Genomic DNA, 25,105 nt, shown 5'->3' with positions numbered 1-25,105 from the left:
GCGCGCAGGCCGCGTCCGGCCCACCGCCCCATGCGCAGTCCCATCCCCCAGAGAGCGGGAAGGGCGGTGGTCGAGCAAGAGGAGACAGCATCGTGAAGAAACGCCTTTCCCGGTACGTGCTGGCGTGCGCCGCACTGGCCGCCGGCCTCGCCATCACTGCATGTTCGACCCCGGGCTCCGCGCCCCAGGCGAGCAGCGCCAAGCGTCCCAACGTCCTGCTGATTGTGGCCGACGACCTTGGTTTCAACGACCTCGGCATCACCGGCGGCGAGATCCGCACGCCCAACCTCGACGCGCTGGCGCAGACCAGCGTGTTCATGACCGACTTCCACTCCGCGCCGACCTGCTCGCCGACGCGCTCCATGCTGATGACCGGCGTCGACAACCACCAGGCTGGCCTCGGCGAGATGGCCGAGCGCAAGAAGGCGCCCAACCAGGCCGACCAGCCGGGCTACGCCGGCCACCTCGACGCGCGCCTGATGACCATCGCCGAGCAGATGCAGGACCGCGGCTACAACACTTACATGGCGGGCAAGTGGCACCTCGGTAAGGGCGAAGGCCGCGAGCCGGCGAGCAAGGGCTTCGACGATTCCTTCGTGCTGCTGCAGGGCGGCGGCAGCCATTTCGCCAACATGCTCGGCTACCAGCCGATCGAGCCGGTGGCCGACTGGCGCGACAACGGCAAGGCGGTGACCCGACTGCCGGACGATTTCTTCTCCTCGACCGCGGTCACCGATCGCATGCTCGGCGCCATCGAGCGCAACCGCGGCAACGGCAAGCCCTTCTTCGGCTATCTTGCCTACACCGCGCCACACTGGCCGCTGCAGGTGCCGGACGCTTGGCTGGACCGCTACAAGGGCCGCTACGACGCCGGCTACGAAGCGCTATGGCGCGAGCGCCACGCCCGCCTGCAGCGCCTTGGCCTGGTCGCCGCCGACGCGCCGCTGCCGCCCTTCCCGTCGCATCTCAAGAAATGGAACGAGCTCACGCCCGAGCAGCGCCGCATCGAGGCGCGCACCATGGAGCTCTACGCCGCGATGGTCGAGCACATGGACGAGCAGATCGGTCGCCTCTTCGCGCGCCTGAAGGCGATCGGCGAGTACGACAACACGCTGATCGTGTTCATGTCCGACAACGGCGCCGATGCGGACAACGTGCGCGGCATCTGGGCGCGCTACGGGGAGGACAAGGCCAAGGCCTTCGAGCAGAAGTTCGACTTCAGCTACGGCAACATGGGTCGGCCCGGCTCCTTCGTGGTGATGACGCCGGGCTGGACGCCGGCGCGCGCGATGCCGGCGCGCCTGCACAAGGGCTTCACCAGCGAGGGTGGCATCCGCGTGCCGGCGATGATCAAGTATCCGGGGAAGGACGGGCGCACCGGCCGCGACGGCGCCTTCGCCTCGGTGCTGGACCTGCCGGCGACCTTCCTCGCGGTGGCGGGCGAGCCCCAGCGCCAGGTCGAGCGGCCGGGCCGGATCGTGCCGCAGCCGCTGGGCAAGTCCATGTTGCCCTTCCTGCAGCGGCACACGGCGACGGTGCACGATGCCGACTACGTGATGGGCTGGGAACTGGCGCAGCACAAGGCGGTGCGCAAGGGCGACTGGAAGCTGCTGAGGCTGGATGCGCCGTTCAAGACTGCCGACTGGCAGCTCTTCGACTTGGCGAAGGATCCGGGCGAAACCCGCGACCTCGCCGCCGAGCAGCCGGAAAAACTGCGCGAGATGATCGCCGCCTACCAGCAGTACGCCGCGCGCGTCGGCGTCATCGACCCGGTCTGGCCGCCGGCCGGCAAGTGAGCGTTGGCCGCCCGTGCCGTGGTGGAACGGGCGGCTCAGGCGTGCTCGATCAGCTTCGTGGTGGTTTCCTGCAGCAGTTCGAGCATGGCCTGCTGGGTGCCGGTGGTCGGACGGCGCGAGCTGACCGCCATCGACAGCTTCGAATGCAGGCCGGGCTCGGTGATCGGGCGGACGACGAACTGCGCCGCCTTGGCCGAGGTGACGACCGCGTTCATCGACAGCACCGCGCTGCCCATGCCGTCGGCGACCAGGCCGAGGATGGCGGCGACGCCGTCGATCTCCAGTGCGATGCGCGGCCGGCAGCCGAGGTTGGCGAGTTCGGTTTCGACCAGCATGCGCAGCGCGTTCGGCCGGCTCGGGATCACCAGCGGGTGCTGGGCGATCTCGCGCAGCGGAATCGGGTCGGCCGCGGCCTGGTCGGCGCGCTGGACGAAGAACAGCGGTTCGTCGAGCAGCGGGAACAGGTCGATGTCGGTGGACGGCACCGCGTTGTAGAGCAGGGCGATGTCGAGCCGGCCGTTCATCAGCGATTCGCGCATCGTCACCGACAGGCCTTCGGTGATGGACAGCGTGGCGTCGGGCATGCGGGCGCGGAATTCGCGGGTGATCGGCACGGTGAGCACCCGCGACAGGCTGGGCGGCAGGCCGACGGCGACGCGGCCGGAAGGCGCGCCGCGCACGCGCGAGAGTTCCTCGCGGATGCGCTCGATCTGGTGCAGCACGCCGCGGCTGTGTTCGAGCAGCACCTTGCCGGCTTCGGTCACGGTGACGCCGCGGCCGTTACGCACCAACAGGTTCTGGCGCAGTTCGACTTCGAGCAGCCGCACCTGGCGCGAGAGGGCGGGCTGGGCGATGTCGAGCGCGATCGAAGCGCGGGTGAAGCTGCCGAGTTCGGCCACCCGCACGAAGTATTCGAGTTGCTTCAGGTCCATGGAGGCAGTTTAAGCCAAAGCTGCGATGGCAGATCCGTGGGTATCGCAGATTTCGATAACTGCCGGCGAACCCGGTTCGCCATGACTAACAACATGGCATCATCGATGCCCCGCCCGCCATGCCCGACAAGGCCCGGCGTGCCTTATCCCGCATAGCGTCCCCCATGAATCCCGCCCTCATCGTCCTGTTCCTGTCCCTGCTGCTCGGCGTCCAGCCGATCACGACCGACCTCTATCTGCCGGCCCTGCCGGTGATTACCGAGACCTTCGGTGCCGAGATGAACCAGGCCCAGCTCACGCTGTCGGCCCTGCTGCTCGCCTTTGGCGCCTCGCAACTGGTGTGGGGGCCGCTGTCCGACCGCTACGGCCGCCGGCCGATCCTGCTGGCGGGGCTGGCGGCCTATACCCTGGCCTCGGTGGCAAGCGCCTTTTCCGGCTCGATGACTGCGCTCATCGTCTGGCGGGTGCTGCAGGGGGCGGCGATGGGGGCGGCGGTGATGTGCGCGCGGGCGCTGGTGCGCGATCTGTATTCTCCCGAAGTCGGGCCGCGCGTCATGAGCAAGGGCCTGTCCGGCCTGGGCGTGATCGCCTGCCTGTCGGCGCCGGTCGGCAGCCTGATCGCCGAGTTCCTCGGCTGGCGGCCGGCGCTGCTGACGCTGGCGCTGTTCGGCGCCGCGGCGCTCGCGCTGGTGGCGCTGCGCTTTCAGGAAACCGTCAGCACGCCGAATCCGCGCGCGCTGCAGCCGGCCGTGCTGTACCGGACCTGGGCGACGATCCTGCGCCACCCCGCCTTCCGCGCCTTCGCCTTGCTGGCGACGGTGTCCTATGCCGGCCTCTTCACCTTCCTGGTGAGTTCGTCCTTCGTCTTCATCAAGGTGCTCGGCCTGTCCAAGGCGGCTTACGGCGGGGTGATGCTGTCGACCTCCATCGCCTACCTGTCCGGCACCGTGCTGTGCCGACGCCTGCTGGTGCGCATCGGCCTGCGTCGCACGGTCGCGGTGGGCGGGGCGCTCAGCCTCGTCGGTGGCTGTCTGGTCGGCGGCATTGCCGCGGTCGGGCTGCATCATCCGATGGCGATTCTCCTGCCCTTCCTGATCTTCATGGTCGGCCACGGCATCCATCAGCCCTGTGGCCAGAGCGGCGCCGTCGGCCCCTTCCCGCAGGCAGCCGGTGCGGCCTCGGCGCTATCCGGCTTCATGATGATGCTGGCGACCTTCGGCATGGGCGCCTGGCTGGGCCGCAGCATGGACGGTACCGTGTTGCCGTTGACGTACGGCGTCTGGTTCTGGAGCGGGATGATCGCCTTCGTGGCCTGGGTGCTGGTGCAGCGCGCAGTGCCGGCCGTCGGCGCGCCGGCGGCGTCGCGGCCGGTGACGGAATCCTCCGGCGGCGGCTGAGCGGCCGGCGGGCAATACGTCCGAACGTGAATAGCTCGCTACGACCTATCGCAAAACGAGATAGCTGCTAGAGCGTTTGCATTCTATTGTGGGTTAGGTATGCAGGTACAGAATGCGCCTCATGCAAACGCCTATTCCTACCCTCTTCATGCGCGGCGGCACCTCCCGCGGTCCGTTCTTCAAGGAATCGGACCTGCCTGCCGATGTGCCGACGCGCGATCGTGTCCTGCTCGCGGTGATGGGGTCGCCAGACCGGCGCCAGATCGACGGCATGGGCGGCGCCAACCCGCTGACCAGCAAGGTCGGCATCGTGCGCCCGGGCAGCAAGCCGGGCGTCGATCTCGACTTCCTGTTCGCCCAGCTGCAGCCGGACAAGGACACGGTCGATACCACGCCCAACTGCGGCAACATGCTGGCGGCGGTGGTGCCCTTCGCGCTGGAAACCGGCATGGTGAAGGCGCAGGGCGAGACCTCGACCTTCCGCGTGCTGACGCTCAACACCGACATGCAGTGCGACATCACCGTGCAGACCCCCGGTGGCGTGGTGAGCTACGCGGGCGAAGCGAAGATCGACGGCGTGCCGGGTGCGTCGGCGCCGATCAAGATCAACTTCCTCGACACCGCCGGCTCGGTCTGCTCGGGCCTGTTGCCCACCGGCAAGGTGCGCGACGTGATCGACGGCATCGAAGTCACCTGCATCGACAACGGCATGCCGCTGGTGATCTTCAAGGCAGCCGACGTCGGGCGGTCCGGCTACGAGTCGGTGGCCGAGATGAACGCCGACACCGAACTCAAGGCGCGCATCGAGCGCCTGCGCATCGCCTGCGGCCATGCCATGGGCCTGGGCGACGTCACCGCCAGGAACTACCCCAAGATGACGCTGATCGCGCCACCCCAACACGGCGGCAGCCTCACCACCCGCAGCTTCATCCCCCACGTCTGCCACGACGCTATCGGCGTGCTCGCGGCGGTCACTGTCGGCACCGCCTGCGTGCTCGACGGCTCGATCACCGAGGGGATCGCGGTGGTGCCGGAAGGCAATCTCAAGACCGTGTCGGTGGAACACCCCACCGGCGAGTTCTCGGTCGAGCTGGAGGTCGATCCAGCCAATCCGCAGAACGTCACCCGCGCAGCGCTGTTGCGCACCGCGCGGCTGATCATGCGCGGCGAAGTCATGGTGCCGGCCGCGATCTGGAAGGGCGCCCGCGCATCGACCGCCTGATAACGCATTCGGCATGCCGCCCGCGGGCGGCATGCGGCCCGGTGCCGGCGAGGGGACGAGGCAGCGCCGGATATTTCGACCACACCACAGGTTCCAGGTAGAGGACAACAACATGATCATCGATTGCCATGGCCATTACACCACCGCGCCCAAGGCGCTGGAAGAATGGCGCAACAAGCAGATCGCCGGCATCAAGGATCCGGCCGTGATGCCCAAGGTGTCGGACCTGAAGATTTCCGACGACGAACTGCGCGAGACCATCGAGACCAACCAGCTGCGCCTGATGAAGGAACGCGGTTCGGACCTCACCATCTTCTCGCCGCGCGCGAGCTTCATGGCGCACCACATCGGCGACTTCAACATCAGCTCGACCTGGGCGGCGATCTGCAACGAGCTGTGCTATCGCGTCAGCGAGCTGTTCCCTGACAACTTCATCGGCGCGGCCATGCTGCCGCAGTCGCCCGGCGTCGATCCGGCGACCTGCATCCCCGAACTGGAGAAGTGCATCAAGGAGTTCGGCTTCGTCGGCATCAACCTCAACCCGGACCCGTCCGGCGGCCACTGGACCAGCCCGGCGCTGTCCGACCGCCAGTGGTACCCGATCTACGAAAAGATGGTCGAGTACGACATCCCGGCGATGGTGCACGTGTCGACCAGCTGCAACGGCTGCTTCCACACCACCGGCGCGCACTACCTGAACGCGGACACCACCGCCTTCATGCAGTGCCTGACCTCCGACCTGTTCAAGGACTTCCCGACGCTGAAGTTCGTGATCCCGCACGGCGGCGGCGCGGTGCCCTACCACTGGGGTCGTTTCCGCGGGCTGGCGCAGGAGCTGAAGAAGCCGCTGCTGAAGGATCACCTGCTCAACAACATCTTCTTCGACACCTGCGTGTACCACCAGCCGGGCATCGACCTGCTGACCAAGGTGATCCCGGTGGAGAACGTGCTGTTCGCCTCCGAGATGATCGGCGCGGTGCGCGGCATCGACCCGGAGACCGGCCACTACTACGACGACACCAAGCGCTACATCGAGGCTGCCGCGGTGAGCGCCGAAGACCGCTACAAGATCTACGAAGGCAATGCCCGCCGCGTCTATCCGCGCCTGGATGCCGCCCTCAAGGCCAAGGGCCTGTAAACCGAACCGGAGAGCCCCACCATGTCCGTGAACAACCTCGGCATCGTCAAGCGCAACATCGAACGCACCGACAAGGCCACCGTCGAGCGCCTGTCCAAGTTCGGCGTCGCCACCATCCATGAGGCGATGGGCCGCGCCGGCCTGATGAAGCCCTACATCCGCCCGATCTACCAGGGCGCCTACGTCTGCGGCACCGCCGTCACCATCCTCGCCCAGCCGGGCGACAACTGGATGCTGCACGTCGCCGCCGAGCAGCTGCAGGACGGCGACGTGGCGGTGGTGGCCTGCACCGCCGACAGCACCGACGGCATGTTCGGCGACCTGCTCGCCACCTCCTACCGTGCCCGCGGCGCCCGCGGCCTGATCTCCGACGCCGGCGTGCGCGACGTCAAGGACCTCACCGCGATGCAGTTCCCGGTGTTCTCGCGCGCCATCAGCGCCAAGGGCTGCGTGCGCGCCACCCTGGGTTCGGTGAATGTGCCGGTGGTGTGCGCCGGCGCGGTGGTCAATCCGGGCGACGTGGTGGTGGCCGACGACGACGGCGTGGTGGTGGTGCCGCGCGAAGTCGCCGCCAAGGTGGCCGATGCCGCCGAGGCGCGCGAAGCCAACGAGGCCGCCAAGCGCGCCCGCTTCGCCGCCGGCGAGCTGGGCCTGGACATGTACTCGCTGCGCGAGCCGCTGGCCAAGGCCGGCCTCAAGTACATCGACTGATCATGGCCGCGCCCGCCAACCCCTTGCTGTGGCGCATCGGCCTCGTCGGTTACGGCGAGGTCGGCCGCATCCTCGCCGAGGATCTGCGCGATCAGGGGCTGCGGGTGCTCGCCTGCGACGTCAAGCTGGGCGGGGCGCAGGAGGCGCCGTTGCGCGAGCATGCGGCGCAGCTCGGCGTGACCCTGGTCGCCTCGCATGCGGAGCTTGCCGCCGACGCCGATCTCATCGTCTCGGCGGTGACTGCCAGCCAGGCGGTCGCGGTGGCGCAGGCCTGTGCGCCGGCAATGCGCCAGGGCAGCTTCTTCCTCGATTTCAACTCGGCTTCGCCGGGCGCCAAGATCCGTGCGGCCGGCTTGATCGACGGGGCAGGGGGGCACTATGTCGAAGGCGCGGTGATGACTTCGGTGCCGCCTTACCGCATCCGCGTGCCGCTGCTGCTCGGCGGCCCGAGTGCGGTGGCGCTGGCGCCGGCGCTGAACGAGCTGGGCTTTGCTGTCCGTGTGGCGTCGGAGCGGCTGGGCGTGGCTTCGGCCACCAAGATGTGCCGCAGCGTGATGATCAAGGGCCTGGAAGCGATGGTGATCGAGAGCTTCACCGCGGCCCGCGCCTACGGCGTGGAGGACGCGGTGCTGGCTTCGCTGCACGAGACCTTTCCCGGCATCGACTGGGAGAAGCAGGCGAGCTACTTCTTCCAGCGCGTGATCGAGCATGGCCGCCGCCGTGCCGAGGAAGTGCGTGAAGTGGCGCAGACGGTGCGCGAGGCCGGGCTCACGCCGTGGTCCGCCGACGGCACCGCCGGGCGCCAGGCCTGGATGGCCGACCTCGCCGACGCCGGCGTTTTCGGCGAGCGCGGTGGCAAGGGCTTTGCCCGCAGCGCCGACTGGCGTACCGAGGCGGACCGCATCCTGGCCCACGTCGGATCCAACAACAAGGCGTAGCCCACGGGCACACGCCATCCACACCTCAAGGACAGAAATGGAATTTCAAAAGACGCCTGGCTGGCTCGACTGGTATGCCGGCCCCTCCAAGCCCCGTTTCCAGTTGCCGGCCGGCGCGGTGGACGCGCACTGCCATGTGTTCGGCCCGGGCGCCGAGTTCCCCTTCGCGCCGGAGCGCAAGTACACGCCCTGCGACGCGAGCAAGGCGCAGCTGTTCGCGCTGCGCGACCACCTCGGCTTCGCCCGCAACGTGGTGGTGCAGGCGACTTGCCACGGCGCCGACAACCGCGCCATGGTCGATGCCTGCAAGGCCTCGGGTGGCAAGGCGCGCGGCGTGGCGACGGTGCGCCGCACGATTACCGACCAGGAGCTGCAGGACCTGCATGCCGCCGGCGTGCGCGGGGTGCGCTTCAACTTCGTCAAGCGGCTGGTGGATTTCACCCCCAAAGACGAGCTGCTGGAAATCGCCAACCGCATCGCGCCGCTGGGCTGGCATGTGGTGATCTATTTCGAGGCGGTGGATCTGCCCGAGCTGTGGGACTTCTTCACCGCGCTGCCGACGACGGTGGTGGTGGATCACATGGGTCGCCCGGATGTGTCCAAGCCGGTCGATGGGCCGGAGTTCGAGCTGTTCGTGAAGTTCATGCGCGACAATCCCAACGTCTGGTCCAAGGTGAGCTGCCCGGAGCGTCTGTCGGTGACCGGGCCGAAAGCGCTGGACGGCGAACAGGCCGCCTACCGTGATGTGGTGCCGTTCGCGCGTCGCATCGTCGAGGAATTCCCGGATCGCGTGCTGTGGGGCACCGACTGGCCGCACCCGAACCTGAAGGACCACATGCCGGACGACGGCCTGCTGGTGGATTTCATTCCCCACATCGCACCGACGGCTGAGCTGCAGCAGAAGCTGCTGGTGGATAACCCGATGCGGCTTTACTGGCCGGAAGAGGTTTGATGTTGTTGTCTGGCTGTTGGGGCGCTTGATCGGCTCGGGGGCGAGCCGCGCCGCCTGGGGTATTCCTTCCTCGGCTGGGAACTCGCTCGCGGTGCTCGCTCAGACAGTCCTCGCCGTTCCAGGAATACCCCAGTCGTCACGGCTCTGAGTGCCACGCCGGGCGTTTGATGGGGCGGGGTGGTTTGCTCCCTCCCCTTCAAGGGGAGGGCTGGGGTGGGGATGGGGTCGGCGCAGTGCTAAAACGAAACCCCATCCCCCTCCTAGCCTCCCCCTTGAAGGGGGAGGAAGAAGGCGGGCCACACACGCCAAGCGGCGAACGGGGTGTTTGTGGAGCAGGCGAGGACTGTCTGAGTGAGCGTAGCGAGCGAGTTCCGCAGCCAGCGGAACAAACACCTCGCTTGCCGCGATCAGTCGCACAAACCGTTGAGCACAGCCGGTTCCAACACGAACCAGCCCTCAACGCAGAAAAGGAGGAGAACCGACATGGCTCTCGATAAACCGTACCAAAACATCCCCGGCACGATCATTTTCGATGCCGAGCAGTCCCGCAAGGGCTACTGGCTCAACCAGTTCTGCATGTCGCTGATGAAAGCCGAGAACCGCGAACGCTTCAAGGCGGACGAGCGCGCCTATCTCGACGAATGGCCGATGACCGAGGAACAGAAGCAGGCTGTGCTCGCCCGCGACCTCAACTGGTGCATGCGCACCGGCGGCAACATCTACTTCCTCGCCAAGATCGGCGCCACCGACGGCCTGAGCTTCCAGCAGATGGCGGGCAGCATGACCGGCATGACCGAAGCCGAATACCGCGACATGATGATCAAGGGCGGCCGCTCCGCCGAAGGCAACCGCTACCTCGGCGAGGACGGCGACGCACAGCCGCAGCACCAGCCCCAGGGCGCCGCCGGCAAGAACAAGGACTGACCATGGCCAAGATCACCGCATCCGTCTATACCTCGCACGTGCCGGCCATCGGCGCCGCGATCGACCTCAAGAAGACCGGCGAGGCCTACTGGCAACCGCTGTTCGCCGGCTACGAATATTCCAAGCAGTGGCTGAAGGAGAACACGCCCGACGTGATCTTCCTGGTCTTCAACGACCACGCCACCGCCTTCAGCCTGGAGATGATCCCGACCTTCGCCATCGGCTGCGCGGCCGAATTCACCCCCGCCGACGAAGGCTGGGGCCCGCGCCCGGTGCCCAAGGTCATCGGCCATCCGGAACTCGCCTCGCACATCGCACAGAGCGTGATCCAGCAGGACTTCGACCTCACCATCGTCAACAAGATGGACGTCGACCACGGCCTCACCGTGCCGCTGTCGCTGATGTGCGGCGAGCCGCAGGCCTGGCCCTGCCCGGTGATCCCGTTCGCGGTGAATGTGGTGCAGTACCCGGTGCCATCCGGCCGCCGCTGCTTCCAGCTCGGCCAGGCCATCCGCCGCGCGGTGGAAAGCTACGACCAGGACCTCAAGATCCAGATCTGGGGCACCGGCGGCATGAGCCACCAGCTGCAGGGCGCGCGCGCCGGCCTCATCAACCGCGAATGGGACAACGCCTTCCTCGACCGCCTGATCGCCGATCCGGCCGAACTGTCGCAGATGCCGCACATCGACTACGTGCGCGAAGCCGGCTCGGAAGGCATCGAACTGGTGATGTGGCTGATCGCCCGCGGCGCCATGAGCGACGTCGCCGGCGGCTCCGCGCCCACCGTCAAACACCGTTTCTACCATGTGCCTGCGTCCAACACCGCCGTGGGTCACCTCATTCTGGAGAACAACTGACATGAGCAAGACGATCAAGGTCGCGCTGGCCGGCGCCGGCGCCTTCGGCATCAAGCATCTGGACGGCATCAAGAACATCGACGGCGTGGAAGTCGTGTCGCTGATCAGCCGCGATCTGGAAAAGACCCGCGAAGTGGCCGACAAGTACGGCATCGCCCACGTCACCACCGACCTCGCCGACAGCCTGGCGCTGCCGGAAGTCGACGCGGTGATCCTGTGCACCCCGACCCAGATGCACGCCGCGCAGGCCATCGCCTGCCTCAAGGCGGGCAAGCACGTGCAGGTCGAGATCCCGCTGTGCGACAAGCTCGCCGACGGCGAGGAAGTCGTCCGCCTGCAGAAGGAAACCGGGCTGGTGGCGATGGTCGGCCACACCCGCCGCTTCAACCCCAGCCACCAGTGGGTGCACAAGAAGATCGAGGCCGGCGAGTTCAACGTCCAGCAGATGGACGTGCAGACCTACTTCTTCCGCCGCACCAACATGAACGCGCTCGGCCAGCCGCGCAGCTGGACCGACCACCTGCTGTGGCACCACGCCGCCCACACGGTGGACCTGTTCGCCTACCAGGCCGGCAGCCCGATCGTGAAGGCCAACGCCATCCAGGGTCCGATCCACCCGGCGCTCGGCATCGCGATGGACATGAGCATCCAGCTGAAGGCCGCCAACGGCGCGATCTGCACGCTGTCGCTGTCCTTCAACAACGACGGCCCGCTCGGCACCTTCTTCCGCTACATCGGCGACACCGGCACCTACATCGCGCGCTACGACGATCTGGTCAATGGCAAGGAAGAGAAGATCGACGTCAGCCAGGTCGACGTGTCGATGAACGGCATCGAGCTGCAGGACCGCGAATTCTTCGCCGCCATCCGCGAAGGCCGCGAGCCGAACTCCAGCGTGGCCTCGGTGTTCGCCTGCTACCAGGTGCTGCACGACCTGGAGCAGCAGCTGAACGCCGCCTGAGCGTAGCCGGCAGCGCCGCCTTCCCCCTCCCCTCGGGGCGGCGCTGCCTGGCCTGCGTCCGCCAGGCCCAGGAATGCCCACAGGAGCCCCCATGCAACAACGCAATCTCGGCCCGTTCCAGGTCAGCGCCATCGGCCTGGGCTGCATGAACCTCTCCCACGCCTACGGCGTGCCGCCGTCGCCGGAACAGGCGGAGGCGGTGCTGCTGCGCGCGCTCGATCTCGGCGTCACCCATTTCGACACCGCCGCGCTGTATGGCTTCGGTGCCAACGAGACGCTGGTCGGCCGGGTGCTGTCGCCGCACCGTTCCCGCTTCACGCTGGCGAGCAAGTGCGGCATGACCGGGGTGGATGGCAAGCGCGTCATCGACGGCCGGCCGGAAACGCTCAAGCGCACCTGCGAGGACGCGCTCGCCCGCCTGCGCACCGAGGTCATCGACCTCTATTACCTGCACCGCTGGGACAAGCAGGTGCCGATCGAGGACAGCGTCGGCGCGCTCGCCGAGCTGGTGCGCGAAGGCAAAATCCGCGCGATCGGCCTCTCGGAAGTGTCGGCCGACACGCTGCGCCGCGCTCATGCCGTGCATCCGGTGGCGGCGGTGCAGACCGAATATTCGCTGTGGACCCGCAATGCCGAGATCGCGGTGCTGGATGCCTGCCGCGAACTGGGCGTGGCCTTCGTCGCGTTCAGCCCGGTGGCGCGCGGCTTTCTCGCCGGCGCGCTGTCGTCGCCGGCCGATGTCGCCGGCTTCGACGCCAAGGACATTCGTCGCGCGATGCCGCGTTTCCAGGGCGACAACTTCGTCGCCAACCTGCGCCTGCTCGAGGGCTACAAGGCGCTGGCGGCCGAGGCGGGCTGTACGCCGGCGCAGCTCGCGCTGGCCTGGCTGCTGGCTCAGGGCGAGCACATCCTGCCCATACCCGGCACCACCCGCGTCGCCCACCTCGAAGAAGATCTTGCTGCGGCCGATGTCGTGTTGGGCGCGGACGTGCTCGCGCGGGTCGAGGCGCTGATCAATCAGACCACCGTCACAGGTCCGCGCTATAACGCCGCGACACAGACCGAGATCGACACCGAGGAATTCTGAGTTTCATCCCCGCGGCGGTCCTGCGTAGCGCGCAGGCTGCCGTTTCCGGGCCGCGCCGCGCTTTCGGGCGGGCTGCGGCCCGTTTTTCGAGGAGCGGTCCTTGCTCGACATCCTGGCCATCACCGGTCCCATCTTCATCGTCATCGCCATTGGTTTCGCGGCGGTGCGCTCCGGGCTGTTCGCCAAGGCCGATACCCGTGCGCTCGGTGCCTTCGTCATCAACATCGCGCTGCCGGCGGTGCTGTTCAAGGCGCTGTCGCAGCGCAGCTTCGGCGAAGTGCTCAACCTCACCTATCTCGCGGCCTACGCGGCCGGTTCGCTGGCGGTCTTCGCTGCCGGTGTGGCGGCGATGCGCGGTCTGCGCCGGCAGCCCGTGCCGAAGGCCGCGCTGGTGGGCATGGGCATGGCGATGTCCAACAGCGCCTTCATCGGCTTCCCGGTGGTCCTCCAACTCTTCGGCCAGGTGGCAGCGGTGGCGCTGGCGCTGGCGATGATCGTCGAGAACCTCATTTTGCTGCCGCTGGTGATCGCGTTCGCCGAAAGTGCCGGCGGCAGCGGCGCCAGGCTCGGCCGGGTGGTGACGCAGACTTTCCGCCGCCTGCTGAAGAATCCCATCGTGCTGGCCATCCTCGCCGGCTTCGGCGCCGCCATCCTCGGCCTGCATCCGCCCGCGGCCGTCGCCAAGGCGATCGACATGCTGGCGATGGCCTCGGCCTCGGTGGCGCTGTTCGTGATCGGTGGAACGCTGGTCGGCCAGAAGGTGGGCGGCATGCTGGGCGAGCTCGGCGTGATCGCGCTCGGCAAGCTGGTGCTGCATCCGCTGGCGGTGCTGGCGATGTTCTGGCTGCTGCCGCCGGTCGATCCGGTGCTGCAGATGGCGGCCGTGCTCTTCGCCAGCGCGCCGATGCTGACCATCTATCCGATCTTCGGCCAGAAGTACGGCGAGGAAGGCATGTGCGCCGCGGCGCTGGTGGTGACCACCATCGCGTCCTTCGTCACGCTCAGCGTTGTCGTCGGCGTGCTGACGGCCAGCGGGGCCGCGGTCGGCGCGGGTTAGCCGAGCAGTTGCAGGGCCCGCCGCGGGATCGAGTTGGCCTGGGTGATCATCGCCATGCCGGCGTTCTGCAGCGTGGCCGGGCGTGCCACGCCGGCTTCACCGCCGCCGGATGCTATTCGCGCATGCCGGTTTCGAGATCGCCGGCGCGGCGTTCGCGCACCCGCCATTCCTCCGCCAGCTTCACGATCCGGGCGCGCAGGACCGGGCCCATGCCGGTGTCGGCGCTGTGGCTCAGGCCTTCCAGGCAGCGGGCGATGTGGCGGGCGTCGGTATGCGAGGTGGCGATTGCCTGGCGCGACAGCAGCGCCAGCAGATCCGCCAGCGCCGGCTGGTGTTCGATGTTGCCGCCGCCGCAGGCCGCGCTGCGGCCGGCGCCGTCGAGCAACATGCCGAGCCGGTCGAGTGCGCGGCGGCCGTTGTCGGCCGAGCGCGGGCTGCCGGTGGCGAGGTGGTGGGCGATGCTGGTGCGCACGGTGTCGAGCAGCGCGTCGAGCTCGCGCGGCGAGGGCGGGGTGTCGTCGGTCGGCGGGGTCATGGCAGTGGATATGAAGAGGGCGTCGATGGCTGGCAGTGTCGGCGACAAGCGAATGCCGGGTCAATTTTCCCGGTGGCCGGGCTGTCCCGGCGGCGAAGCCAATGGCATGATCGCAAGCTGTCGTCGCAGCCGCGGCCGGCCGTCTTTCATTTCCAGGAGAAGCGTACCGTGAAGAACTGTCTTGCCCTGCGCCACGTCGCGTTCGAAGACCTCGGTGTGTTCGCGCCGGTGCTGCAGCAGGCCGGTTACCGGATCGACTACCGCCAGGCCGGTATCGATGCGCTGTCGTCCGACGAGGTGCGTGCCGCCGATCTCTTCGTCATTCTCGGCGGCCCGATCGGCGTATATGAAACCGATGCCTATCCTTTCGTCGCCGACGAGATCGCGCTGGTGCGCGAGCGTCTTGCCGCCGGCCGGCCGATGTTGGGCATCTGCCTCGGCGCACAGCTGATTGCCGCCGCGGCCGGCGCGCGCGTCTATCCAGGCCCGGCCAAGGAAATAGGCTGGAGTCCGGTGACGCTGAGCGAGGCGGGACGCGCCTCCGCCCTGGCGCCACTGGGCGGCAAGGGCGTGGCGGTGTTGCACTGGCATGGCGACACCTTCGACCTGCCGCCGGATGCGACCTTGCTGGCTTCCACCGCGCTGACGCCGAACCAGGCTTTTCAGCTGGGTGAAGCGGTGCTCGCCCTGCAGTTCCACGCGGAGGCCGACCCGGCCGGCATCGAGCGCTGGCTGATCGGCCATGCCTGCGAGCTTGCCCACGCCAAGGTGTCGCCGCCGGCATTGCGCGACGATACCCGCCGCCACGGTGCGGCCTGTGCCGCGGCGGCGAAGGCCTTGCTGGAAGGCTGGCTGGCGCGCTTGCCCGCTTGAGTGGAGGGCGGCCGGTCGCCGCTTCAGAGCAGATCGACCGGCAGCTTGAGGTAGCGCACGCCGTTGCTTTCGGGCGGCGGCAGGTGTCCGGCCCGTACATTCACCTGCACCGCGGGCAGCATCAGCACCGGCATCGCCAGCTGGCGGTCGCGGGCGGTACGCAGCGCGACGAAGCCGGCCTCGGTCGTGCCGTCGCGCACATGGACGTTGGCGGCGCGCTGTTCGGCCACGGTGCAGACCCACACCGGGGCGCGGTCGTCGGGCGGATAGTCGTGGCAGAGGTGGAGCCGGGTGTGCGGCGGCAATGAGAGCAGGCGTCCGATCGAACGATAGAGCGTGGCGGCGTCGCCGCCGGGGAAGTCGCAGCGCGCGGTGCCGTAGTCGGGCATGAAGAGCGTGTCGCCGACGAAGACGTCGTCGCCGACCGCATAGCTGACGCAGGCCGGGGTGTGGCCCGGCGTGTGCATCACCCGCACGGTCAGTTCGCCGACAGCGAACTGGTCGCCGTCTTCGAACAGATGGTCGAATTCGCGGCCGTCGGTGCCGAGGTCTTCGGCATTGAAAACGCGCTTGAAGACGGATTGCACCTCGCGGATGTGGCTGCCGATGGCGGTCTTGCCACCGAGTTGCTGCTGCAGGTAGGGCGCGGCGCTGAGATGGTCGGCGTGCGCATGGGTTTCGAGCAGCCAATCGACAGTCAGGCCCTTGCTGCGCACATGTTCGACCACCCGGTCGGCGCTGCTGCGGTGGCTGCGCCCCGACTTGGGGTCGAAGTCGAGCACGCTGTCGATCACCGCCGCACGGCGCGTCTGCGGACAGGCAAGCACGTGGGTGACGGTGCTGGTTTCCGGGTCGAAGAAGGACTGGATGTCGGGCGTCGGCATGGTTCGATCGTTTTTATTAATAAACGCTAATATTCTAGCCGACGATCCGGTGGATGTAAGCGTGGGCTCGTCTGCCAAGCTAGGCCCACAGCCGCAGCATTGCAAGGCCGATGCCCAGCAGGCAGGCGCTGCCGGAGAACAGCAGCCGCCATGGCCGGGCGTGCGGGCGGAAGCCGACGCCGGTGACGAAGCCGGCGCTCATTGCCCAGAACAGTGCGGTCGCCGCCCAGTGGTCGGCGCCGCCGGCCGCGCTGGCGAGCAACTGCGGCCGCAGCGTTACCGCCACCATGATGGCGACGGCCGCGGCCAGCGGCAGCGGGCGCAAGCCCGGTGTGGCGCGGTCAGGATGCATCGCCGTCGGACCTGCGCCGGGTCGGAAGGGACGCATGGCGCGCTTCCTCGTTCTCGCCCCACATCGCGTTGAGGATGGCGAGCAGGACGGCGAAGCCGATGCCGAGTACCCAGGTGAAATACCACATGCGCGTGTCTCCTTTCAGTAAGCGGAATGCTCGTTTTCGCGGATGTAGGCGGCGGTGACCTTGCCGGCCATCACCTTGTAGGCCCACGCGGTGTAGGCAAGGATGATGGGCATGAAGATCAGCGTGGCCCACAGCATGATGCCCAGCGTGCGCTGGCTGGAGACGCTGTCCCACACGGTGAGGCTGGCGTCGGCGACCGTCGACGAGGGCATCACGAAGGGGAACATCGACACCCCGGCCGTGCCGATGACGCCGACGATGGCGACGGAAGAGGCGACGAAGGCCGCCAGCGTACGCCCCCGCGCCACCAGCAGCAGCGCGGCCAGTCCGCCGACATAGGCAAGGGCGGGGACGACGAGCGTGGCCGGCGCTGCCGCGTAGTTCGCCAGCCAGGCGCCGGGCTGGCGCAGCACCGACTTGGCCAAGGGGTTGGGCAATGCAGCGGGATCGACGACGGAAGTGATCGCGTAGCCGAAGTCGCCCAGGGCGATCCACGCACCGGCGGCGCTGAAGGCGGCCAGCATCAGCGCGCCGAAGGCGAGCGCGGCAGTCCGTGCGCGGCGGGCGATGTCGCCTTCGGTGCGGTGGGCGAGGTAGATCGCGCCGTGGAAGGTCAGCATGGCGCTGGCGACCACGCCGGCGAGCAGCGCGAAAGGATTGAGCAGCGCCCAGAACGATCCGGTGTAGTAGGGAACCAGGTTGTCGTCGAAGTGGAAGGGCACCCCCTGCAGCAGGTTGCCGAAGGCTACGCCGAAGATCAGCGGCGGCACCGCTCCGCCGACGAACAGGCCCCAGTCCCAGGTCTTGCGCCAGGTGGCATTGTGGATCTTGCTGCGGTAGTCGAAACCCACCGGACGGAAGAACAGCGCCCACAGCACGGCCAGCATCGCCCAGTAGAAGCCGGAAAAGGCGGTGGCATAGACCAGGGGCCAGGCGGCGAAGATGGCGCCGCCGCCGGTGATGAACCAGACCTGGTTGCCGTCCCAGTGCGGGCCCACGGTGTTGATGACGATGCGGCGCTCCTCGTCGTTGCGGCCGACGAAGGGCAGCAGGGTGCCCACGCCCATGTCGTGGCCGTCCATGACGGCAAAACCGACGAGCAGCACGCCCACCAGCAGCCACCAGATGAGTTTGAGGGTCGGGTAGTCGAAGATCATGGCTGTGCGTCCTCTCAGGCGTGTGCGGTTTCGCCGCGTTGTTCGTTCTCGTAGCGGCCGGTGCCCAGGCTGCCCGGACCCTGGCGGGCGAACTTCACCATCAGGTACATCTCCACGACCAGCAGCAGGGTGTAGAAGCCGACGAAGCCGGCGAGCGAGCCGTACAGGCTGTCCACCGACAGCGTGGATACCGACAGGTGGGTGGGCAGCACGCCGTAGATGGTCCAGGGCTGGCGGCCGTACTCGGCCACGAACCAGCCCATCTCGGAGGCGATCCACGGCAGCGGCAAACTCCACAGCGCGACCCGCAGCAACATCGGCCGGCTGGCGAAGTCGCCCTTGAGCGAATGCCATAGCGCCAGCCCGAACACCAGCAGCATGAAGAAGCCGAGCGCCACCATCAGGCGGAAGGTCCAGAACAGCGGCGTGACGCGCGGTAGCGTGTCGCGTGCGGCGCGGTCGATCAGCTCGGCGGTGACCTCGTCCATCGATGCGACGTACTTGCGCAGCAGCAGGCCGAAGCCAAGATCGGCGCGAACCTGCTCGAAGGCCACCCTGGCATCGGTGTCGGCCGGGTTCTTGCGCAGGCGTTCGAGCAGTTTCACCGCCTCGATGCCGGTGACAACGCGCTCACGGTTGCGGGCGAGGATGTCGCGCAGGCCGGGGATTTCCTTGTCGAGCGAGCGAGTGCCGATGAGGCCCATCACCCAGGGAATGTGCAGGGAGAAGTCGTTCTTCATCTCGACCTCGTTCGGCACGGCGACGACGTTGAAGCCGGCCGGCGCGGGTTCGGTCTCCCACATGGCTTCGATCGCCGCGAGCTTGGTCTGCTGCGCTTCGCCTACCGCGTAGCCCGATTCGTCGCCGAGCACGATCACCGAGCAGGCCGACGCAAAGCCGAAGGCGGCGGCAATGCGGAAGGAGCGTTTGGCGAACTCCGTGTCGCGACCGCGCAGCAGGTAGAAGGACGAGATCGACAGCACGAACATCGCGCCGGTCACGTAGCCGGCCGACACCGTATGCACGAACTTGGCCTGGGCGTCGGGGTTGAACAGGACGGCCCAGAAGTCCACCAGCTCCATGCGCATGGTCTCGTAGCTGAACTCGGCGCCCACCGGGTTCTGCATCCAGCCGTTGGCGATCAGGATCCACAGCGCCGACAGGTTGGTGCCGACAGCCATCAGCAGGGTCACCAGCAGGTGCTGGCGGCGCGACAGGCGGTCCCAGCCGAAAAAGAACAGGCCGATGAAGGTCGATTCCAGGAAGAAGGCCATCAGCCCCTCGATCGCCAGCGGCGCGCCGAAGATGTCGCCGACGTAGTGCGAGTAGTAGGCCCAGTTGGTGCCGAACTGGAACTCGAGCGTGATGCCGGTGGTGACGCCGAGTGCGAAGTTGATGCCGAAGAGCTTGCCCCAGAAGCGGGTCATGTCCTTGTACACCGTCTTGCCTGTCATCACATAGACGCTTTCCATGATGACGAGCAGCCACACCATGCCGAGCGTCAGCGGGACGAAGAGAAAGTGGTACATCGCGGTTGCGGCGAATTGCAGCCGCGAGAGATCGACCAGTTGTTCACTGACCATTGCGTGCTCCATCGGGGACAGGATCTTGTTGTGCGGATTGCGCCGGGAGGGCGGGTGGCGCGACCAGTTGCGTCGCCATCTCGCCCTGGCTCACCGGCACCCTGGCCTCGCGCACGAAACCCCACCACAGCGCGCCGAGCAGGGCGAGCTTGACGAGGACGACGACGAGGATTTCGCGGACGAGGCGGCGGTCGGTCGCCCGCGGGGCGGATAGATGCGGCATGGCTTAGCCATATCAACATCCGTGCCCGTCGGGTCATGACGAAATAGACGATTGAAATCAGTTGCTTGGGGTGTTTGGGATGAGGGCTTGGCAGTGCAGGCTGCCGGAATGGCAGTCTTGAGTCTGAAATGCTGGCATTAATGGCGGAAATTGGCAGGTCGAGTCAGGGTAGCGGTGGTGCTGGCCGATTTCCGCTTCTTCATCGAGACCCAGCCCGAGCGCGCCAAGCCGGCCCGGGTGCCGGTTCCGGGCGCCGCCGTTGACCTCCGTCAAACCGGCGCGAAGCTTTTCTCCACGTTGCCTGCAAATGTGCAAGATATGTCTTCCGACATAGGTCGGAGCCGGTCGGATTGCCGGTCGGCGATTCGGTGCAGGAGGGGGAAATAATGAAGCGAATGCTCAAGATACTGCTACTGCTGGTGGCCGGGATGCTGGCCGCGGCGCTGTCCGGCTGTGCGGTCAATCGGGCAACCGCCACGGTGGACCCGAGTGCCGATCTGGCTGCGATGAAGACCATGCACGTGCAGCGGCTGGAGGAAGACGGTTACAACGTCAATGTGCTGATCGCCGACAAGCTGCGCGGCATGGGTTATGAGGTGAGTACCGGCACCGAGAAGCGTACCGATGTCGATGCGCTGGTGACCTACTGGGACAAGTGGATGTGGGACATCACCATGTATCTGCTCGAACTCACCATCACCATCCGCGACCCCAGGACCGACTATCCGCTGGCCACCGGCACCTCGCTGCATACCTCGCTCACGCGCAAGTCGGCGCAGGGCATGGTGGACGAGGTGATCGGCAACATCTTCAAGGGAGGGGAGAAGGAATGAGTGCGAAGACGGGACGTTCCGCTGTCGCCGGCTGGCTCGCGGTCGCGTTGCTGGCGGCGGCGATGCTCGGCGGCTGCGCCTCGCCGGCCAGCCGGGAGGGTATGGCGGTGCAGGAGGTGAAGCTGGTCAAGCACCATCCCCACAGCGTCGGGGTCGGGGTGCAGGGGGGGAGCGAGACCGGCGCGTTCGACAGTTCCAACATCGACAATGCCGAGTTCAAGGCCGCGCTGGAAGCCTCCATCAAGGCCTCGAAGCTGTTCTCCGCGGTGGTTCAGGGCAAGGGCGGGGACTACGAGCTGAACGTGGTCATCACCCGCATCGACAAGCCGCTGTTCGGCGGCAGCTTCACCGTGGAGATGGATGCCGGCTGGTCGCTGGTCAAAGCCGCCGACGGCTCGGTGGTGATGCGCAAGGCGATCAGATCGACCTACACCGCCACCATGGGTGATGCCTTCGTCGGCGTCACCCGCTTGCGGCTGGCGGTGGAAGGCGCGGCGCGCGACAACATCGACCGCGGCCTGCGGGCGATCGCCGAGCTGGATCTCTGAGGGGGCGCCGCGGCCGTCGCGCTGGCGGACGGCCGCGGCGACGATCACACCGCTGCGGTGGCGAGATCGAAGGCCGGATCGGCGGCCTGCGCCGGGCTCAGGCTGTTGCCCTTGTCGAGCAGCTTGCGGCCCGTCATGTGCACCTGCGGCTGGTTGATCGAGTCGATCGCGATCAGCCGCTCGTCCCGGAAGTAGAACACCGAGAAGCGGTGATCCTCGGCTGCGCCCCGGCTGACGACGGTATCGTAGCCGGCTGACAGCCCCACCATCTGCAGCTTGACCTCGTACTGGTCGGACCAGAACCAGGGCGCGGCGGTGAAGGGGCGGTCTGTTCCCAGTAGCGCGGCGGCGGCCGACTTGCCCTGCTCGACCGCGTTCTGCACCGATTCCAGCCGCAGCAGGCTGCCGTCGGCCAGGCGGCGCGCTGTGCAGTCGCCGCTGGCGACGATGCGCGGATCGGACGTGCGCGAGCAGGCATCGACCACGATGCCGCGCTCGCAGGCCAGCCCGGCCGCTTCGGCCAGCTCGCTGTTGGGCAGGATGCCGATGCCGACGATCACCAGGTCGGCGGCGAACTCGCGGCCGTCGGTGGTGCGTACCGCCGCGACGACATCCTGTTGCTCGCCGGCCTTGCCGACCAGGGCCGACACCTGGGCGCCGAGTTCGATGGCGACGCCGTGGCTGCCGTGCAGTCCGGCGTAGAAGTCCGATACCGGCGGCGCCACCACGCGCGCCATCAGCCGTTCGGCGGCTTCGAGCACGGTCACCGTCTTGCCCTGCTTGGCGGCGACGGCGGCGAATTCCAGGCCGATGAAGCCGCCGCCGATCACCACCACCCGCTGCGCGGTTTCGAGTGCGGCGGCGATGCGGCGGGTATCGGCCAGCGTGCGCAGCGCGAATACGTTGGCGAGCCCGGCGCCGGGCACCGGCAGCGGCCGTGCGCGCGAGCCGGTGGCGAGCGCGAGGCCGGCATAGGCGAGCTTGCGGCCGTCGCCGAGGGTCAGCAGGGTATTGGCGCGGTCTATGGATTGCACGCCGACGCCGGCGATTAGCTCGATCCGCTTCTTCGTCAGCGCTTCCGGCGCGCGGATGGTGAGCTGCGCTTCGCTGGCCTCGCCGGCGAGATAGGCCTTGGACAGCGGCGGACGATGGTAGGGCGGGCAGGGTTCGTCGCCCACCATCAGGATCTGCCCGGCATAGCCCTCGCTGCGCAGGGACTCCGCCACCTGCAGCCCGGATTGCCCCGCACCGACAATGACGATGGGGCCCTCGCCCGGCTGCATGACGCTCGCAGATCCAGCAATGCGCGACGTATCCATGTCTCAGCTCTGGCTGGTGGGCAGGCGCACGACGATGCCGTCGAGATCGGCCGTGGCCTTGATCTGGCAGGACAGGCGGCTGGTCGGGCGGCGCTCGGCGGCGACGTTGTCCAGCATCGCCAGTTCGTTCTCGGCTGCTGCGGGTACGCGCGCGGCCCAGGCTTCGTCCACATAGCAGTGGCAGGTGGCGCAGGCGCAGGAGCCGCCGCATTCGGCTTCGATGCCGTCGACGCCGTTCGACATGGCGGCCTGCATCAGGCTCCAGCCTTCGGGGACGTCGATGTTCTGTTCGCTGCCATTGGGTTCGATATAGGTGACCATGACCATGGTTCGTCTCCTCTTGCGGGATGTTATGGGGTGGGTGGCGGCGCGGCGGCATCCCTGCCGCCGCGCCGCATGTACGCGTGCTTCAGGCGCGGGCGAGTTCCAGCCGCAGCGGGCTGCGGAAGGTGGAGGAGGGCATCCACGGCAGGTGTTCCTGCACGCGCACGTAGTCCGGCACCACCTGGTGGAAGGCTTCCATCGCGGCCTTCACCGAGATGCGGGCGATGGTGGTGCCGAGACAGGCATGCACGGCACCGCCGAAACCGAGGTGGCCCTTGGGCTTGCGGGCGATGTCATAGACGTCGGGGTTGGGGAACTGGCGCTCGTCGCGGTTACCGGAACCGTAAGCGAGACAGACGAAGTCGCCTTCGCGCATGGTCTGGCCGTGCAGGGTGTGGTCGCGCGTCAGGCAGCGGCGGAAGCGCTGTGCCGAGGTGTTGAAGCGCAGCGATTCCTCCACCGCGTCGACCAGCAGCTCGGGGTTGGCCACGCATTGGCGGCGGGCGTCGGCATGGTCGGCCATGTTGAGCGCGAACATGCCCATGAAGCCGCCGAGCGATTCGATGCCGGCCATGATCAGCGTGGTGACGGTGAGCAGCACCTCGCGTTCGTCCAGCCGGTCGCCGTCGATCTCGGCCATCGAGAAGTGGGAGATCAGGTCGTGCTGCGGGTTCTTGCGGCGCTCGGCGATGACCTTGCTGGCGTAGTCCTGCATCCAGTTGTAGGCGGCGATATGCTCCGGGCCTTTCTGCCGGGTGGCGGCGTCGGACTGCACCATGGTCACGGCCTTTTCGCGCACCTGGGCCTCGTCGCCCAGCGGCAGGCCGAGCGCGGCGAAAAGAACGCGCACGGTGAACTTCGACGAGAAGTCCTCGATGAAGTCGAACTGCCTGAGGTCGGCCAGCGGCGCCGCGGTTTCGCGCGCGATCTGGCGGATCGGCTCGACTAGGCTCTCGAGGTTGCGCTTCATGAAGGCGTGCTGGACCAGGCCGCGCAGGCGGTCGTGGCGCGGGGGATCGGTGGTGCCCAGGGTGGCCCCGGCGCGGTTGGGCAGCTCGGTCATCAGGTTGCCCTTGGCCGAGGAGAAGGTCTGCCAGTCGTTGAGCGCGGTGACGATGTCGGCATAGCGCGACAGCACCCACATGTTCGCTTCCTTGCTCCAGAAGCAGGGGTGCTCGTCGCGCAGCGTCTTGTAAAAAGGAAACGGATCCGCATCCACAGCGGGGGAGTACGGGTCGAAACTGAACATCGCGTGTCTCCGATCGTTATTGGTAGATTCCGCATGAAATCGCTGATTTAAGGCGATTGCGTGGATACACTATAGGTCAGCATGGTTATTCGAGTCAGTGCAATAAACTTGGTAGTGATTGCACTTTTCGATCAAATCTATCTTTCCATTCACGGTGCGCCGCAGCATGACGACCCTGCCGACCTTCCCCCCATCGCCACGTGTGCCGGCTGCCCGCCAACGCGCCATTCCCGCATTTGCGCTGTACGGTGAAACCGCCACGCCGACGCTGGAGTTGATGCATATCGAGGCCATCGAGCTGCGCAGCAGCCTGTATGAGTGGGAGATCGAACCGCATGTGCACCGCGGCCTTTACCAGCTGGTCTGGGTGGGCGAGGGTGCGGCGCAGGTGGCGCTGGATGAATGTCAGGAAGACGTTGCCGGGCCGGCGGCCATCGTGATCCCGCCCGGCGCGGTGCACGGCTTCCGCTTCGCGCCCGGCACCCAGGGCATGGTGCTGACGCTCGACGGCCGTTTCCTGGTCGAAGGCGATCTGCAGACGGCGGGCGAATCGCTGCGCCAGCTCTTCGCCGCCCCGCGCGTGTTGCAGTTGGAGAGTGACGAGGACGCCGCCGCGCGCCGGCTTGACGGCCTCTTCCGCCAGCTCGCCGAGGAATTCGCCGCGCCCGACGCCACCGATGCGCCAGTGGTGCGCTGGCTGGCGCAGGCGGTGGTGTGGCGGTTGGCGCAGGGCTGCGCGCGCAGCGTGTCCGCCGCCGCGGCGGGGAGGCGGGCGCGCCATCACCAGGCCTTGCTGACCCGCTTCGTGCTGCTGGTGGAAGAGCATTTCCTGGCGCACTGGCCGCTGTCGCGCTACGCGGCCCAGCTCGGCCTCAGCACGCCCAGCCTCAACCGCCTGACCCGTGCGGCCAGCGGCCGCGCCGCGCTCGAATACATCCACGAGCGCCTGACCCGCGAGGCCAGCCGGCGCCTGGTGTATACCGCGGCGCCGGTGACGCGCATCGCAAGCGATCTCGGCTTCGAGGATCCGGCCTATTTCTGCCGCTTCTTCAAGCGCCGCACCGGCCTCAGCCCAAGCACCTACCGCGGGCGGCAGGGCAGCTGAGGCCGGGCACAGGCTGGCCCC

27 protein-coding genes are annotated in these 25,105 nt (G+C 67.6%); 16 read left to right on the top strand and 11 right to left on the bottom strand.

Features of this window, described 5'->3' with window-relative positions:
- Positions 1–92: 92 nt before the first annotated feature.
- Positions 93–1,796 (top strand): arylsulfatase, encoded by a 1,704-nt coding sequence (locus CJ010_RS16170; RefSeq protein WP_168224974.1) that lies wholly within the window; start codon positions 93–95, stop codon positions 1,794–1,796.
- 35 nt (positions 1,797–1,831) lie between these two features.
- On the opposite strand, the gene CJ010_RS16165 is transcribed toward CJ010_RS16170, so the two are convergent.
- Positions 1,832–2,728 carry a LysR substrate-binding domain-containing protein gene (locus tag CJ010_RS16165; RefSeq protein WP_141018989.1) on the bottom strand — a complete coding sequence of 299 codons (897 nt, stop codon included), beginning with the start codon at positions 2,726–2,728 and terminating at the stop codon, positions 1,832–1,834.
- Positions 2,729–2,892: 164 nt separating this feature from the next.
- On the opposite strand from CJ010_RS16165, the gene CJ010_RS16160 reads away from it, so the two are divergent.
- The 11 genes from CJ010_RS16160 to CJ010_RS16110 all read left to right on the top strand — a co-directional run bounded on the left by CJ010_RS16160 (position 2,893) and on the right by CJ010_RS16110 (position 13,972).
- On the top strand, positions 2,893–4,125 hold the full coding sequence (locus tag CJ010_RS16160; RefSeq protein ID WP_141018988.1) for a Bcr/CflA family efflux MFS transporter: 1,233 nt from the start codon (positions 2,893–2,895) through the stop codon (positions 4,123–4,125).
- 121 nt (positions 4,126–4,246) lie between these two features.
- Positions 4,247–5,347, top strand: a complete 1,101-nt coding sequence (locus CJ010_RS16155; protein WP_141018987.1) for a 4-oxalomesaconate tautomerase — start codon at positions 4,247–4,249, stop codon at positions 5,345–5,347.
- A 112-nt stretch (positions 5,348–5,459) separates the two neighbouring features.
- On the top strand, positions 5,460–6,485 hold the full coding sequence (locus CJ010_RS16150; RefSeq protein ID WP_141018986.1) for an amidohydrolase family protein: 1,026 nt from the start codon (positions 5,460–5,462) through the stop codon (positions 6,483–6,485).
- Between the two features lie 21 nt (positions 6,486–6,506).
- Positions 6,507–7,196: a 4-carboxy-4-hydroxy-2-oxoadipate aldolase/oxaloacetate decarboxylase gene (gene ligK, locus CJ010_RS16145; RefSeq protein ID WP_065340789.1), complete on the top strand. Its 690-nt coding sequence runs from the start codon at positions 6,507–6,509 to the stop codon at positions 7,194–7,196.
- A 2-nt stretch (positions 7,197–7,198) separates the two neighbouring features.
- Positions 7,199–8,134 carry a DUF1932 domain-containing protein gene (locus CJ010_RS16140; protein ID WP_141018985.1) on the top strand — a complete coding sequence of 312 codons (936 nt, stop codon included), beginning with the start codon at positions 7,199–7,201 and terminating at the stop codon, positions 8,132–8,134.
- A 37-nt stretch (positions 8,135–8,171) separates the two neighbouring features.
- Complete coding sequence (locus CJ010_RS16135; RefSeq protein WP_141018984.1) at positions 8,172–9,086, top strand: amidohydrolase family protein; 915 nt, start codon at positions 8,172–8,174, stop codon at positions 9,084–9,086.
- A 483-nt stretch (positions 9,087–9,569) separates the two neighbouring features.
- Positions 9,570–10,010, top strand: a complete 441-nt coding sequence (gene ligA, locus CJ010_RS16130; protein WP_141018983.1) for a protocatechuate 4,5-dioxygenase subunit alpha — start codon at positions 9,570–9,572, stop codon at positions 10,008–10,010.
- A 2-nt stretch (positions 10,011–10,012) separates the two neighbouring features.
- A complete protein-coding gene (locus tag CJ010_RS16125) occupies positions 10,013–10,867 on the top strand; it encodes a class III extradiol dioxygenase subunit beta (protein ID WP_141018982.1) in 855 nt (284 codons plus the stop codon).
- A 1-nt stretch (position 10,868) separates the two neighbouring features.
- Positions 10,869–11,828, top strand: coding sequence for a Gfo/Idh/MocA family oxidoreductase (locus CJ010_RS16120; RefSeq protein WP_141018981.1), 960 nt, complete (start codon positions 10,869–10,871; stop codon positions 11,826–11,828).
- 91 nt (positions 11,829–11,919) lie between these two features.
- Positions 11,920–12,915 carry an aldo/keto reductase gene (locus tag CJ010_RS16115; RefSeq protein ID WP_141018980.1) on the top strand — a complete coding sequence of 332 codons (996 nt, stop codon included), beginning with the start codon at positions 11,920–11,922 and terminating at the stop codon, positions 12,913–12,915.
- Positions 12,916–13,015: 100 nt separating this feature from the next.
- Complete coding sequence (locus tag CJ010_RS16110; RefSeq protein WP_141018979.1) at positions 13,016–13,972, top strand: AEC family transporter; 957 nt, start codon at positions 13,016–13,018, stop codon at positions 13,970–13,972.
- 112 nt (positions 13,973–14,084) lie between these two features.
- On the opposite strand, the gene CJ010_RS16105 is transcribed toward CJ010_RS16110, so the two are convergent.
- Positions 14,085–14,507, bottom strand: a complete 423-nt coding sequence (locus CJ010_RS16105) for a hypothetical protein (protein WP_141018978.1) — start codon at positions 14,505–14,507, stop codon at positions 14,085–14,087.
- Between the two features lie 168 nt (positions 14,508–14,675).
- Between CJ010_RS16105 and CJ010_RS16100 the strand changes: the two genes are divergently transcribed.
- A complete protein-coding gene (locus CJ010_RS16100; protein ID WP_141018977.1) occupies positions 14,676–15,380 on the top strand; it encodes a glutamine amidotransferase in 705 nt (234 codons plus the stop codon).
- Positions 15,381–15,403: 23 nt separating this feature from the next.
- On the opposite strand, the gene CJ010_RS16095 is transcribed toward CJ010_RS16100, so the two are convergent.
- The 6 genes from CJ010_RS16095 to cydP all read right to left on the bottom strand — a co-directional run bounded on the left by CJ010_RS16095 (position 15,404) and on the right by cydP (position 19,706).
- Positions 15,404–16,264: an MBL fold metallo-hydrolase gene (locus tag CJ010_RS16095; RefSeq protein ID WP_141018976.1), complete on the bottom strand. Its 861-nt coding sequence runs from the start codon at positions 16,262–16,264 to the stop codon at positions 15,404–15,406.
- Between the two features lie 79 nt (positions 16,265–16,343).
- Positions 16,344–16,616, bottom strand: a complete 273-nt coding sequence (locus CJ010_RS16090) for a cyd operon YbgE family protein (protein WP_205754801.1) — start codon at positions 16,614–16,616, stop codon at positions 16,344–16,346.
- The gene (gene cydX, locus CJ010_RS16085; RefSeq protein WP_141018974.1) at positions 16,606–16,743 is read right to left on the bottom strand and encodes a cytochrome bd-I oxidase subunit CydX; all 138 of its coding nucleotides are present in this window, start codon (positions 16,741–16,743) and stop codon (positions 16,606–16,608) included. Before cydX ends, CJ010_RS16090 begins: the two co-directional genes overlap by 11 nt.
- Before the next feature lie 14 nt (positions 16,744–16,757).
- Complete coding sequence (gene cydB, locus CJ010_RS16080; RefSeq protein WP_141018973.1) at positions 16,758–17,900, bottom strand: cytochrome d ubiquinol oxidase subunit II; 1,143 nt, start codon at positions 17,898–17,900, stop codon at positions 16,758–16,760.
- 14 nt (positions 17,901–17,914) lie between these two features.
- Complete coding sequence (locus CJ010_RS16075; protein ID WP_141018972.1) at positions 17,915–19,483, bottom strand: cytochrome ubiquinol oxidase subunit I; 1,569 nt, start codon at positions 19,481–19,483, stop codon at positions 17,915–17,917.
- Positions 19,473–19,706: a cytochrome oxidase putative small subunit CydP gene (cydP, locus tag CJ010_RS16070; RefSeq protein ID WP_141018971.1), complete on the bottom strand. Its 234-nt coding sequence runs from the start codon at positions 19,704–19,706 to the stop codon at positions 19,473–19,475. The genes CJ010_RS16075 and cydP overlap by 11 nt, the downstream gene beginning before the upstream one ends.
- A 386-nt stretch (positions 19,707–20,092) precedes the next feature.
- Between cydP and CJ010_RS16065 the strand changes: the two genes are divergently transcribed.
- A complete protein-coding gene (locus tag CJ010_RS16065) occupies positions 20,093–20,539 on the top strand; it encodes a hypothetical protein (protein ID WP_141018970.1) in 447 nt (148 codons plus the stop codon).
- Positions 20,536–21,087 carry a hypothetical protein gene (locus CJ010_RS16060; RefSeq protein ID WP_205754800.1) on the top strand — a complete coding sequence of 184 codons (552 nt, stop codon included), beginning with the start codon at positions 20,536–20,538 and terminating at the stop codon, positions 21,085–21,087. The genes CJ010_RS16065 and CJ010_RS16060 overlap by 4 nt, the downstream gene beginning before the upstream one ends.
- A 44-nt stretch (positions 21,088–21,131) precedes the next feature.
- Here the strand turns inward: CJ010_RS16060 and CJ010_RS16055 are convergent, their stop codons facing one another.
- The 3 genes from CJ010_RS16055 to CJ010_RS16045 all read right to left on the bottom strand — a co-directional run bounded on the left by CJ010_RS16055 (position 21,132) and on the right by CJ010_RS16045 (position 23,979).
- Positions 21,132–22,406: an NAD(P)/FAD-dependent oxidoreductase gene (locus CJ010_RS16055; RefSeq protein WP_240794385.1), complete on the bottom strand. Its 1,275-nt coding sequence runs from the start codon at positions 22,404–22,406 to the stop codon at positions 21,132–21,134.
- 3 nt (positions 22,407–22,409) lie between these two features.
- On the bottom strand, positions 22,410–22,733 hold the full coding sequence (locus CJ010_RS16050; protein ID WP_141018969.1) for a 2Fe-2S iron-sulfur cluster-binding protein: 324 nt from the start codon (positions 22,731–22,733) through the stop codon (positions 22,410–22,412).
- Positions 22,734–22,815: 82 nt separating this feature from the next.
- The gene (locus CJ010_RS16045; RefSeq protein WP_141018968.1) at positions 22,816–23,979 is read right to left on the bottom strand and encodes a cytochrome P450; all 1,164 of its coding nucleotides are present in this window, start codon (positions 23,977–23,979) and stop codon (positions 22,816–22,818) included.
- A gap of 166 nt (positions 23,980–24,145) precedes the next feature.
- Here CJ010_RS16045 and CJ010_RS16040 point away from each other — a divergent pair, with 166 nt between their 5' ends.
- Complete coding sequence (locus CJ010_RS16040) at positions 24,146–25,084, top strand: helix-turn-helix domain-containing protein (RefSeq protein ID WP_141018967.1); 939 nt, start codon at positions 24,146–24,148, stop codon at positions 25,082–25,084.
- Positions 25,085–25,105: the final 21 nt, after the last annotated feature.

The sequence above is a fragment of the Azoarcus sp. DD4 genome, from assembly GCF_006496635.1.
GTDB lineage: Bacteria > Pseudomonadota > Gammaproteobacteria > Burkholderiales > Rhodocyclaceae > Azoarcus.
This window is presented reverse-complemented; position numbering and strand designations above follow the sequence as displayed.

Excerpts from the sequence above, each read along its gene's own strand:
- CJ010_RS16165 (WP_141018989.1), bottom strand. The coding sequence starts at position 2,728 with ATGGACCTGAAGCAACTCGAATACTTCGTGCGGGTGGCCGAACTCGGC.
- CJ010_RS16160 (WP_141018988.1), top strand. The coding sequence starts at position 2,893 with ATGAATCCCGCCCTCATCGTCCTGTTCCTGTCCCTGCTGCTCGGCGTC.
- CJ010_RS16155 (WP_141018987.1), top strand. The coding sequence starts at position 4,247 with ATGCAAACGCCTATTCCTACCCTCTTCATGCGCGGCGGCACCTCCCGC.
- CJ010_RS16150 (WP_141018986.1), top strand. The coding sequence starts at position 5,460 with ATGATCATCGATTGCCATGGCCATTACACCACCGCGCCCAAGGCGCTG.
- ligK (WP_065340789.1), top strand. The coding sequence starts at position 6,507 with ATGTCCGTGAACAACCTCGGCATCGTCAAGCGCAACATCGAACGCACC.
- CJ010_RS16140 (WP_141018985.1), top strand. The coding sequence starts at position 7,199 with ATGGCCGCGCCCGCCAACCCCTTGCTGTGGCGCATCGGCCTCGTCGGT.
- CJ010_RS16135 (WP_141018984.1), top strand. The coding sequence starts at position 8,172 with ATGGAATTTCAAAAGACGCCTGGCTGGCTCGACTGGTATGCCGGCCCC.
- ligA (WP_141018983.1), top strand. The coding sequence starts at position 9,570 with ATGGCTCTCGATAAACCGTACCAAAACATCCCCGGCACGATCATTTTC.
- CJ010_RS16125 (WP_141018982.1), top strand. The coding sequence starts at position 10,013 with ATGGCCAAGATCACCGCATCCGTCTATACCTCGCACGTGCCGGCCATC.
- CJ010_RS16120 (WP_141018981.1), top strand. The coding sequence starts at position 10,869 with ATGAGCAAGACGATCAAGGTCGCGCTGGCCGGCGCCGGCGCCTTCGGC.
- CJ010_RS16115 (WP_141018980.1), top strand. The coding sequence starts at position 11,920 with ATGCAACAACGCAATCTCGGCCCGTTCCAGGTCAGCGCCATCGGCCTG.
- CJ010_RS16105 (WP_141018978.1), bottom strand. The coding sequence starts at position 14,507 with ATGACCCCGCCGACCGACGACACCCCGCCCTCGCCGCGCGAGCTCGAC.
- CJ010_RS16095 (WP_141018976.1), bottom strand. The coding sequence starts at position 16,264 with ATGCCGACGCCCGACATCCAGTCCTTCTTCGACCCGGAAACCAGCACC.
- CJ010_RS16090 (WP_205754801.1), bottom strand. The coding sequence starts at position 16,616 with ATGCATCCTGACCGCGCCACACCGGGCTTGCGCCCGCTGCCGCTGGCC.
- cydX (WP_141018974.1), bottom strand. The coding sequence starts at position 16,743 with ATGTGGTATTTCACCTGGGTACTCGGCATCGGCTTCGCCGTCCTGCTC.
- cydB (WP_141018973.1), bottom strand. The coding sequence starts at position 17,900 with ATGATCTTCGACTACCCGACCCTCAAACTCATCTGGTGGCTGCTGGTG.
- CJ010_RS16075 (WP_141018972.1), bottom strand. The coding sequence starts at position 19,483 with ATGGTCAGTGAACAACTGGTCGATCTCTCGCGGCTGCAATTCGCCGCA.
- cydP (WP_141018971.1), bottom strand. The coding sequence starts at position 19,706 with ATGCCGCATCTATCCGCCCCGCGGGCGACCGACCGCCGCCTCGTCCGC.
- CJ010_RS16065 (WP_141018970.1), top strand. The coding sequence starts at position 20,093 with ATGAAGCGAATGCTCAAGATACTGCTACTGCTGGTGGCCGGGATGCTG.
- CJ010_RS16060 (WP_205754800.1), top strand. The coding sequence starts at position 20,536 with ATGAGTGCGAAGACGGGACGTTCCGCTGTCGCCGGCTGGCTCGCGGTC.
- CJ010_RS16055 (WP_240794385.1), bottom strand. The coding sequence starts at position 22,406 with ATGGATACGTCGCGCATTGCTGGATCTGCGAGCGTCATGCAGCCGGGC.
- CJ010_RS16050 (WP_141018969.1), bottom strand. The coding sequence starts at position 22,733 with ATGGTCATGGTCACCTATATCGAACCCAATGGCAGCGAACAGAACATC.
- CJ010_RS16045 (WP_141018968.1), bottom strand. The coding sequence starts at position 23,979 with ATGTTCAGTTTCGACCCGTACTCCCCCGCTGTGGATGCGGATCCGTTT.
- CJ010_RS16040 (WP_141018967.1), top strand. The coding sequence starts at position 24,146 with ATGACGACCCTGCCGACCTTCCCCCCATCGCCACGTGTGCCGGCTGCC.